Raw genomic sequence first — 10,017 nt, 5'->3', positions numbered from 1 at the left:
TATCCTGCGGTCCCTTCGCGCTGACGCAAGCGCACAGCCGCAACGATGCCAATGACGAGCAGCACGCCCACCAGCCCCGCGACACCATTCCAGCCATAACCGGCCCACACGTGGCCGCCATACGAACCGACCACGCTGGAGCCGACGTAATACGCGAGCAGATACAGCGCGGCTGCTTGTCCCTTGGCTTCTTTCGCGAGACGTCCGACCCAGCCGCTTGCCACCGAATGTCCGGCGAAAAAGCCGAACGTCAAGCAGGCGATGCCGACTGCAATTGCCGCGATTGGATGAAGCATCGTAAGCGCGAGTCCGAGTGCCATCAGCAGCAAGCTGGCGATCAGCACGCGCGCCCGGCCGAATGTATCGGCCATGCGGCCCGACCACGGCGAGGCGATCACGCCCGTCAGATAGACGACGAAAATCGCGCCGATCTCGGTCTGACTCAACAGGTAGGGCGGCGCCAGCAGCCGGTAACCGATGTAGTTATACAGCGTGACGAAGCTGCCCATCAGCACGAAGCCGAGCAGAAACAGCAGCGGCAACCCGGGCCGCGTGAATTGCTTCAGCAACGCAGCGCGATGATGTGCAAAGCCGAGTCCGCGACGCGGCACGAAATGACGCGACGGTGGCAGCAACGTGCGAAACGCGAGCATGGAGAGGATGCCGAGCACGCCGATCGTGCCGATTGCCACGCGCCACGAAAACAGATCCGCGACGACGCCCGTGATCACACGCCCGGCCATTCCGCCGATCGCCGTCCCGCCGACATACAGTCCCATCGCCAGACCGAGCCCATCGGGGTGCACTTCCTCCGCGAGGTATGCCATCGCGACGGCCGGCACGCCGCCCAGCGCGAGGCCTTCGAGCGTGCGCAACACCAGCAGATGATGCCAGTGCGGCGCGATGGAGACGCCGATTGTCAATAGCGCCGACAGCGTGAGCGATGCAGTCATCAGCTTATGACGGCTCCAGCCTTCCGAGACGAAGCCGGCCACGAACACGGCGAGCGCGAGCGCGGCCGTCGTCACCGAGAGCGACAAGCTGCTTTGTGCCGGCGTGACGCTGAACGCCTTGGAGAATGCAGGCAGCAATGGCTGTACGCAATACAGCAGCGAGAAGGTCGCGTAACCGGCGAACAGCAACGCGACGCTGGCGCGCCAATAGGCTCGCGTGCCGCGTTCGAGATACGGGATGTTGGCGACGTTGGGCACGGCAGCGGAGGTGAAAGTAGCGGGTGAAACAGGAACAGCCGAAGTAGCAGTCCGGTGGGATTCCGGCGATGCGGTCACGAAAAAATCTCCAGGGCGCGCAGGTGGTCGAAAGAGTTAAGGATACGCTGAAAAACCGGACGAGTGCGCAACCGCAACCGCAACCGCAACCGCAACCGCAACCGCAACCGCAACCGCAACCGCAACCACTAACCATGCGCGGCCGCCTCGCTCGCAGGCTCGGCGGGATGCACGATCTGTTCGTCGGTCGGCAACGCCGACGCGTCCCACCCGCCGCCCAATGCCTTGACCAACGCGACGCTCGCCGCCATCCGGCGGCGAGCGATCGACACCGCATTCCGTTCGTTGGAAAGCGCGGTAGTTTGCGCCACCACGACGTCGAGATACGTGATCGCGCCGTTTTTATAGCGGTTCGACACGACAGCCAGCGAACGCTGCGCGGCGGCCACCGCGTCGTCCTGCGCGGCGGCTTCCTGTTCAAGCACGCGCAAAGCGGCGAGGTTGTCTTCGACCTGACCGAACGCCGTCAGTACTGTTTGACGGTACTGCGCGACGCTTTCGTCATAGTGCGCACGGGCTTGTTCTTTCACCGACGCGCGTCCGCCGAAGTCGAGCAGCGTGCCGGCCAGTGTCGGCCCGAGCGCCCACAGACGGCTCGGCGCCAACAGCCATTGGCTGTAGTTGGTCGCTTCGAGTCCACCCGTCACCGACAAAATCAGGCTCGGGAAAAACGCCGCCGTCGCCACGCCGATCTGCGCGTTCATATCGGCGACCTGGCGCTCCGCCGACGCAATGTCGGGCCTCCGTTCGAGCAACGCGGATGGCACGCCGGCCGCCGCGACCACCGGCACGGCGGTGAGCGGTGCAACCGGCAGCGAAAAGGTCGAGGGTGTCTGGCCGATCAGGATCGCGATCGCGTGTTCCAGTTGCGCGCGCTGCACGCCTAGGTCGAGTGCTTGCGCCTGAGTGGTTTGCAACTGCGTTTGCGCCTGCGCGACGTCGGCGTCAGTGGCGATGCCGCCGGCATAGCGGTGTTGCGTCAGATCGAGCGCTGCCTTGTAGGCCTTGATCGTGTCGTCGAGAAGTTGCCGCTCCTGATCGAAACCACGCAGTTCGAAGTAGTCCGTCGCCAGTTCGGCCTGCATCGAGAGGAGCGCGGCTTGCGCATCGGCGGCGCTCGCCTGCGCTTCGGCTTTCGCGCCTTCGACGCTGCGCGATATGCGGCCCCACAAGTCCGGTTCCCACGAAGCATCGGCTTGCACGAGGTAATCGTTCAGCGTGAGACCCGCGGTCGATTTGTGCAGCACATTCTCCGAGGTCCTCGCGCGGGAATAATCGCCGTTCGCGCTGACGATAGGGAAGAAGTTCGAGCGGTATTGCGCCACTGTCGCGCGGGCGGCGCGAAAGCGCGCGTCGGCGGCCTGCACGTTCTGATTCGCGCTCGCGACCTGCTGCTCGAGCGCGTCGAGCGATGGGTCCGCATAGACGCTCCACCATGCGCCGCGCGTGAGCGTGTCGGCGGGTTGCGCGGGCTTCCAGCCGGTGCCTTCGAGTTCCTTGTAGGTCGCGGCGGTGGTGGCCAGTGGCTTGACGTAGTCGGGGCCGACGGTGCAAGCGGTGAGCGCGCAGGCGAACGCACCGGCAAGCAGCGCTCCACGAGTGAGCCGCGGCGCGAAACGGCGAGGCAATGCCGGCGCGTTCACAGCGTGTCCCTCACGGCTTGCAGACTGGCGACGTGCGCAGCAGGTGCGCTTGCCGCGGCCGCGCCAGAAGCGTCTCTTGCTCCTGCGCCAACTGCGGTAGCGCCAGAAGCGCCCGCCACACCTTCGCCGGGTGCGGCCGCACCAGAGGCACCAGAGGCACCAGAGGCACTAGAAGCACCACCCGCACCACCTCCCGCTTTCCCCGGTACGATCCGCACCGGTGCGCCGTCGACGATCGAATCCTGCGGATTCAGAATCACCTGCTCATTGCCTTGCAAACCGGACGCGATAGCCACACGCGTACCGAAGTCCGTCCCCAGCGAAACCGGTAGCAGTTTCACCTTGTGCTGGGGATTCACGGTCGCGACCTTGACGCCGTCCGGCCGGAACAGCAGCGCGTTGCCTGGCAGCGTAAACGGTGCCGCGCCCGTGCCCAAAGCGAAATGCACCTGCGCATAAGCGCCCGGCAGCAGATCCCCATTGCGATTGTCCACATCGACTTCGACGAGCATGGTCCGTTGTTGCGGATCGACGGCGCCAGCCGTGCGCGCCACCGTGCCCGGATAGTGTTTCGACGGCGTCTCGGTCAGCGTCAGAAACGCGGTCTGCTGCGCGCGAACCTGCAGCGCATACGCTTGCGGCACGTTCACATACACACGCAGTCTGTCCGCCTGCGCGACATGGAACAGTTCCTTCGCCGGTCCGCCGGAACTGCCCGCATCGATCAGCGCGCCCACATCCACATTGCGCGCTGTCACGATGCCGTCGAACGGCGCGTACACCTTCTGGAACGATTGCGTTTTCTCGAGGCGCGCCACGTTGAAGCGCGCGGCATCCAGCGTGCCTTTCTTCGCGAGCATGTCGCCGACTTTCTCGTCGGTTTCCTGCTTCGAAACCGATTTGCTTTTCAGCATCTCAGTCCAGCGGTCGGCGGTGCTTTTCGCGAGCGCGTAGTTGGCGTTCGCATTCGCGAGATCGGCGCGGGCGGCGCGCAGTTGATCGTCTACTTCGGGCGTATCGATTTCCGCGAGCAACTGGCCGTTCTTCACCTTGGCGCCGATGTCCGCATACCACTTCTTCAGATAGCCGTTGGTGCGTGCGTAGATCGGCGTGTCGAGAAACGCCTGCACATTGCCGGGCAGCACGAGGTCGAGCCCCGCCGTCGACTTCTGCGGGCGCACGACTTCGACGCTGGTCTGGCTCGCATGTTCGGCATCGCGTTCGAGCGCCGCGTGCGCGTCGTGGCGCGACCAGATGCCTTGTGCCGCGAGTACGGCCACCACGGCGGCCACCGCCACGATGATCCAGCGTGCGCGCTTTTGCGTGGCCGGATTGAGCGCGGTGCTGGATTCGTCTGGACGTTTTCCTTCCATCAAACTTCCCCTATCAGAATACCTGGGCAGTCGAAGCTGCCTCTCGTGTTTCGTACTGTGTGTCGTGCGTTGGCCGTCATGGCTTTTGCACCACGTGCTCGGCCGCTCGCTGGCGCCGCGCGGCAAGCCGGCGATAGATCATCGAAAACACCACCGGCACGAAGATCAGCGTAGCCAATGTGCCGACCGTCAAACCGCCGATCACTGCGCGGCCGAGCGGTGCGTTCTGCTCGCCACCTTCGCCGAGACCGATCGCCATCGGCACCATGCCGATCACCATCGCGAGGGCCGTCATCAGCACCGGACGGAAACGCGTGAAGCCCGCCTCGATCGCGGCACGTGTCGCGTCGCCGTGTTCGAGCAACTGTTCGCGCGCGAAACTGATCACCAGGATCGAGTTCGCGGTGGCGATGCCGATACACATGATCGCGCCGGTCAGCGCCGGAATCGACAGCGTGGTGTGGGTGAGAAACAGCATCCACACAATGCCCGCCAGCGCGCCCGGCAGGGCGGTGATGATGATGAACGGATCGAGCCACGACTGGAAATTCACCACGATCAACAGATACACCAGCAGGATCGCGAACACGAGACCGGTGAACAGACCCGAGAACGAATCGTTCATCGTCTGCACCTGGCCGCGCACCTCGATGCTCGAGCCTTTCGGGAGATCGGCCTTGCTGTCGTCGATGATCTTGCGGATATCGTCGGAGACGCCGCCGAGATCGCGGCCGTCCGCGGTGCCGAAAATGTCGATGGTGGTTTGTGCGTTGTAGTGCGTGAGTACCGCGTTGCCCGCCTCGCGTTTCATCGTGGCGAGCGAGCCGAGGATATTGCTGCGGCCGTTCGCGTTCAGTGGAATGTTCGCGAGCGATTGCAACGAATCGATCGTGTATTGCGGTGCTTCCGTGATCACGTTGTAGCTCACGCCGTTGCGCGGATTGAGCCAGAAGGTCGGCGTGGTCTGCTGGCTGCCGGACAGCGTAATCAGCAGGTTGCTCGCGATGTCGCGTTGCGAAAAGCCGGCCTGCTGCGCGCGCGTGCGGTCCACGTCGATAAAGATGCGTGGCAAATCGGCGGGCTGCTGGATGCGCGCGTCGGCGAGACCCGGCACGGTGCGCAGGCGATTCAGCAATTGCGCGGCGAACGCGCGATTGCCGGCGACGTCACGTCCGACGATTTGAATATCGATCGGCGAGGGCATGCCGAAGTTGAGTGTCTGACTGACGATATCCGCGGGCAGGAAGGCGAACTGCACGCCGGGGAATTCGTCGGTGAGCGTTCGGCGCAGCGTGCGCACGTAGTCCGCGCTCGGATGATGGTCGGGATTCAGCGTGATGAGGATGTCCGAATCCGAGGTTCCGATCGTGCCGGTGTTGCTGTACGAGAGATTGATACCGGAGACAGGCAAGCCGATATTGTCGATCAGCGAATGCAACTCGGCCGGCGGTATCAACTGACGAATTCGCGTGTCGACGCGATCGGTCACCACCGCGGTTTCCTCGACCCGCATGCCGGTTTTGGCACGCAGATGCAGCGCGATCGTGCCGGCATCGACTGCCGGAAAAAAGTCGCGGCCGAGAAACGGCATCAGCAGCATCGAGGCGCCGCAGCAGACCAGAAACAGCGTCACGAACAGACCCGGACGCGCCACTCGCGCTTCGAGAAACACGCGGTAGCGCTCGCGAAAACGCGCGAAGCCGCCATCGAACGCATAGTGCACGCGCATGAACGGATTGCGCGTTTGCTGTGGCGCGTGGTGCGGATCCGCCGGCTTGTGGTGATGGCGCAGCAGATACTTGGCGAGCGTCGGGACCAGCGTACGCGAGAAGAAGTAGGACGCCAGCATCGCGAACACCACGGCTTCGGCGAGCGGAATGAACAGATAGTGCGCGACGCCCGTCAGGAGAAACATGGGCACGAACACGATGCAGATGGATAGCGTCGACACCAAGGTAGGAATCGCGATCTGATGCGCGCCGTCGAGAATCGCCTGCTCCAGCGTCTTGCCTTGCTCCAGCTGATGGCTGATGTTTTCGATTGCCACCGTCGCGTCGTCGACCAGAATCCCGACCGCAAGTGCGAGGCCGCCCAACGTCATGATGTTGATGGTTTCGCCGAGCATCGACAGTGCAATGATCGAGGTGATCATCGACAACGGAATCGACACGGCGATGATCAGCGTTGCACGCCAGTTACCGAGGAACAGCAGAATCATCAGGCCAGTCAGGCACGCGGCAATCAACGCCTCGCGCAGCACGCCCTGCACGGAAGCACGCACGAACAGCGACTGATCGGCGACCGGATCGATGTTCAGCGAAGCCGGCACGAGATTGCGCAGCGTCGGCATCATCGTCTTGATACGGTCGACAATGTTTAGCGTGGACGTGTTGCCGCTTTTGTTGATGGTCAGCAAGGCGGCACGCTGGCCGTTCACGCGCACGATGTTGGTCTGCGGCTGGAAACCGTCGCGTACGTGAGCGACGTCGCGAATATAAACGGTGCCGTTGGCGGTGGATTTGATCGGAATGTTATTGAGGCCCGCGAGCGAATCCGGACTGCCGTTCATCTCCACCGAATATTCCGTCGAGCCGATTTTCGCCGTACCCGAGGGCAGGATCAGATTTTGCGCGGTGACGGCGTTGACCACGTCCATTGGCGACAGATTGCGCTCCTGCAACTTGCGCGAATCGATATCGACCATGATCTGCCGCTGTTTGCCGCCGTACGGCAGCGGCGCCGATGCACCCGGCACGGTGGCGAGCTGCGTCTTCAGAAAATTGTTGCCGAAGTCGAACAGTTCCTGCTCGGTGAGCGAGGCCGACGACAGCGCGAGGCGCAGGATCGGCACCGTCGACGCGTTGTAGCGCAGGATGTTCGGCGGCGTGATGCCGGGCGGCAACGAGCGCAATTGCGTCTGCGACAGCGCGGTGACCTCGGCCAGCGCTTCGTCGATGTTCGCGTGCGGCTGAAAAAAGATCTTCACCACCGCGATCCCGTTCAGCGAAGTCGACTCCGTGTGCTCGATATCGTTGACCGCGGTCGACAGTCCGCGCTCGTAGTTGAGTACGATGCGCTTTTCCATCTCGTCGGCGGGCAGTCCGTTGTACGACCAGATCACCGAGAGCACGGGAATGTCGATATTGGGGAAGATGTCGGTGGGGGTGCGCAAAATCGTCAACGGACCGACGATCAGCAAAAGCAGGGCCAGCACGACAAACGTATAAGGGCGCCGCAGCGCCAGACGGACAATCCACATGGGTCAACGCGGTCGATGAAAGCCGAAGCCGCCGGCGCGGCGCGCGCAGCGGCTAAAGTGCGCGCCGCGGCCGGCAGGCACGATGATGGGATTAAAGGGGATGTTCTGGCGGTCCATGATTTTGATATATCGCCCCGGCTGGGTTTATGATGGTCTCGTTACGACGCTTTATGCCCAGATCATCGGCCCAGCGCGCTGTAATGGGAATAGGGCGAAACGACGGGTGGACAACCTTGTTCGCCCCTTCCACGGCCCCGCAACACGGGAACAATGACTCGAACCTTTCACGCGTCATACGCGCAGCAGATTGGGTGCGTACGCAACGTTATCGGCGAAGCGGCGCTTTTATCATCACCTTGACCGGCGCGGAAACCATAAAGCCGGCTATGGGAGAAACGGGGAAACATCATGCAAATCGGTTCCATTGTCCGATCGGTGCATATCGCCGTGCCACAAGGCGCGCGCGGGATCGTCATGCGCATTCTCGGCGACATGGCTATGGTGGCCTGGTATGCCGGCGAGCCCGGCACGTCGGAGCATCTCAACACTGAACCCTTTTTCCTTGAAGATCTGATCGATACAGGCGAGCAGGTGCGCCCGTCCAGCGCGCAGGTGCATTGAAGCCGATTTGTGAGTCCGTTTCATGGCTGTGGCAGGTGACTGTAAGCCGCAAGTGAGCCGGCGCCCTCGTCTTTGACGGCGGCGCGGCGCACAATGCGGGCATGAACGACGACATTCTCGACCCACAGGACGGCGCCGATAGCGCCGTACCTTTCGCCCGGCTCAAGCCGGAAATCGTGCTCGACGCGCTCGACAGCGTGCTCAGCAGCGTCGGCGTGTACACCGACGGACGCATGCTGCCGCTCAACAGCTACGAGAACCGCGTGTATCAGGTGGGCGTGGAAGACGGTCCGCCGGTGGTCGCCAAGTTCTACCGTCCCGAGCGTTGGACCGACGCCGCCATTCTCGAAGAACATGCCTTTGTCGCCGATCTTGCCGCGCGTGAGATTCCGGCGGTGCCGGCGCGTGTTTTCGAAGGCCGCACGCTGCATACCTTCGACGGTTTCCGCTTCTCGATCTTCGAGCGCCGTGGCGGCCGCGCGCCTGATCTCGACCGGCGCGATACGCTCGAATGGCTGGGGCGGTTTATTGGCCGCATCCATGCGGTGGGCCAGACGCAGAACTACGTCGAGCGTCCCACACTCGACATCAACACGTTCGGCTACGAGCCGCGCGATTTCCTGCTGTCGCACAGCTTCGTGCCCGACGACGTGCGGACTGCGTGGAAAACCGTGGTGAATCTCGCGCTTGAAGGTGTCGAACGCGCCTTCGAGCGTGCCGGCGAGATTCGCATGCTGCGGATGCACGGCGACTGCCATCCGAGCAATGTGTTGTGGACCGACGCGGGCCCGCATTTCGTCGACTTCGACGATAGCCGCATGGGTCCCGCGGTGCAGGATTTGTGGCTGCTGCTGCCGGGCGAGCGCGCCGAGGCTTCGCGTGCGCTGGCGGATCTGCTCGCCGGTTACGAAGACTTCTGCGACTTCGAGCCGCGCGAGCTGTATCTCGTCGAAGCGTTGCGCACGTTGCGGTTGATTCACTATCAGGCGTGGCTCGCGCGCCGCTGGGACGATCCGGCCTTTCCTGCGGCGTTTCCGTGGTTCAACACGCAGCGCTATTGGGAGGACCGCATCCTCGAAATGCGCGAGCAGCTCGGCGCGATGGCGGAAGGGCCGCTCTGGCCGGTTTGAGCGTGAGCGCTTCTACGGCGCTTGCGACGCCACACTCGACGATTCCACCAGCGTCGATTTAACAATCACTTCGGCGCGCACGTCGCGCCCGATCGCTTCGAGCGCGGGACGCATCTGCGCGAAATCGTCTGGCGTGCAGACTTCGCTTTCGAAATGAGTGACGCCGTCTCGCGTCATCGTTACGACGTTGCTGAGCGGATCGAACGTGTACTGCGACTGAAACTCGATGAAGCGGTCTTGTGTACGCTTCGCTTCAGGCATGTCCCGCACACGGAAATTCGCCGGCAGCTCAAGGCGCGCGTGTTCATGCAGGGTCAGGTTGTGACAGACGAAGGGCTGCGTGCGCCGCCGTTCGCCGAGCCAATAGCGGGTGTCCGCCTCGAAGCCGCCGGCCAGACTCGTCAATGCTGGAATCGATGCCGCGGCGCCCGGCACCACGAGACTTTCGAGCGTGCCTTTCATGGTGATTGTCAGCGGGCCGTCGGCGACGGTGAGGTCGTTGGCGGCTCGGTGGTTGCCGCTGTGGTTTGTGGTTGATGTAAATAAAGGGTTGGGCTGCGCGGGCCTGGTTGTTCTGTGTTTTTTATGTGTTGGCCTTTCCCTTATTTGTATTTGTTTGCCTGCTCGCGATTGTTTTTCTGTTTGTCTGTTTGTCTGTTTGCCTACGCGGCGCTTCTTGTCTGTGCTTTTATGGTGTGGGCC

Annotated in this window: 6 protein-coding genes and 1 pseudogene; 2 read left to right on the top strand and 5 right to left on the bottom strand. The window is 62.9% G+C overall.

What is annotated here, in order from left to right; translation table 11 throughout:
- From QOC89_RS09930 to QOC89_RS09915, 4 genes are all read right to left on the bottom strand, one after another.
- Nucleotides 1-1,211: MFS transporter (locus QOC89_RS09930; RefSeq protein ID WP_323044847.1), on the bottom strand; the 1,211-nt coding region annotated here is incomplete at its 3' end.
- Nucleotides 1,212-1,417: 206 nt separating this feature from the next.
- Nucleotides 1,418-2,932 (bottom strand): efflux transporter outer membrane subunit, encoded by a 1,515-nt coding sequence (locus tag QOC89_RS09925; RefSeq protein WP_323044846.1) that lies wholly within the window; start codon nt 2,930-2,932, stop codon nt 1,418-1,420.
- On the bottom strand, nt 2,929-4,305 hold the full coding sequence (locus QOC89_RS09920) for an efflux RND transporter periplasmic adaptor subunit (RefSeq protein ID WP_323044845.1): 1,377 nt from the start codon (nt 4,303-4,305) through the stop codon (nt 2,929-2,931). The genes QOC89_RS09925 and QOC89_RS09920 overlap by 4 nt, the downstream gene beginning before the upstream one ends.
- A 76-nt stretch (nt 4,306-4,381) precedes the next feature.
- Nucleotides 4,382-7,564, bottom strand: coding sequence for an efflux RND transporter permease subunit (locus QOC89_RS09915; protein ID WP_323044844.1), 3,183 nt, complete (start codon nt 7,562-7,564; stop codon nt 4,382-4,384).
- Between the two features lie 408 nt (nt 7,565-7,972).
- On the opposite strand from QOC89_RS09915, the gene QOC89_RS09910 reads away from it, so the two are divergent.
- Nucleotides 7,973-8,185: a hypothetical protein gene (locus QOC89_RS09910; protein WP_035554043.1), complete on the top strand. Its 213-nt coding sequence runs from the start codon at nt 7,973-7,975 to the stop codon at nt 8,183-8,185.
- 101 nt (nt 8,186-8,286) lie between these two features.
- Entirely contained in the window at nt 8,287-9,315 is a 1,029-nt protein-coding gene (locus QOC89_RS09905) for a serine/threonine protein kinase (RefSeq protein ID WP_323044843.1), read from the top strand.
- Between the two features lie 12 nt (nt 9,316-9,327).
- Here QOC89_RS09905 and QOC89_RS09900 read toward each other — a convergent pair.
- Nucleotides 9,328-10,017, bottom strand: a pseudogene (locus tag QOC89_RS09900) (hypothetical protein); the annotation flags it as partial.

This window comes from Paraburkholderia sp. (assembly GCF_034668105.1).
Classification (GTDB): Bacteria; Pseudomonadota; Gammaproteobacteria; order Burkholderiales; family Burkholderiaceae; genus Paraburkholderia.
Note: the sequence above shows the minus strand (reverse complement) of the source record. Positions and strands in the feature narration are given on the sequence as shown.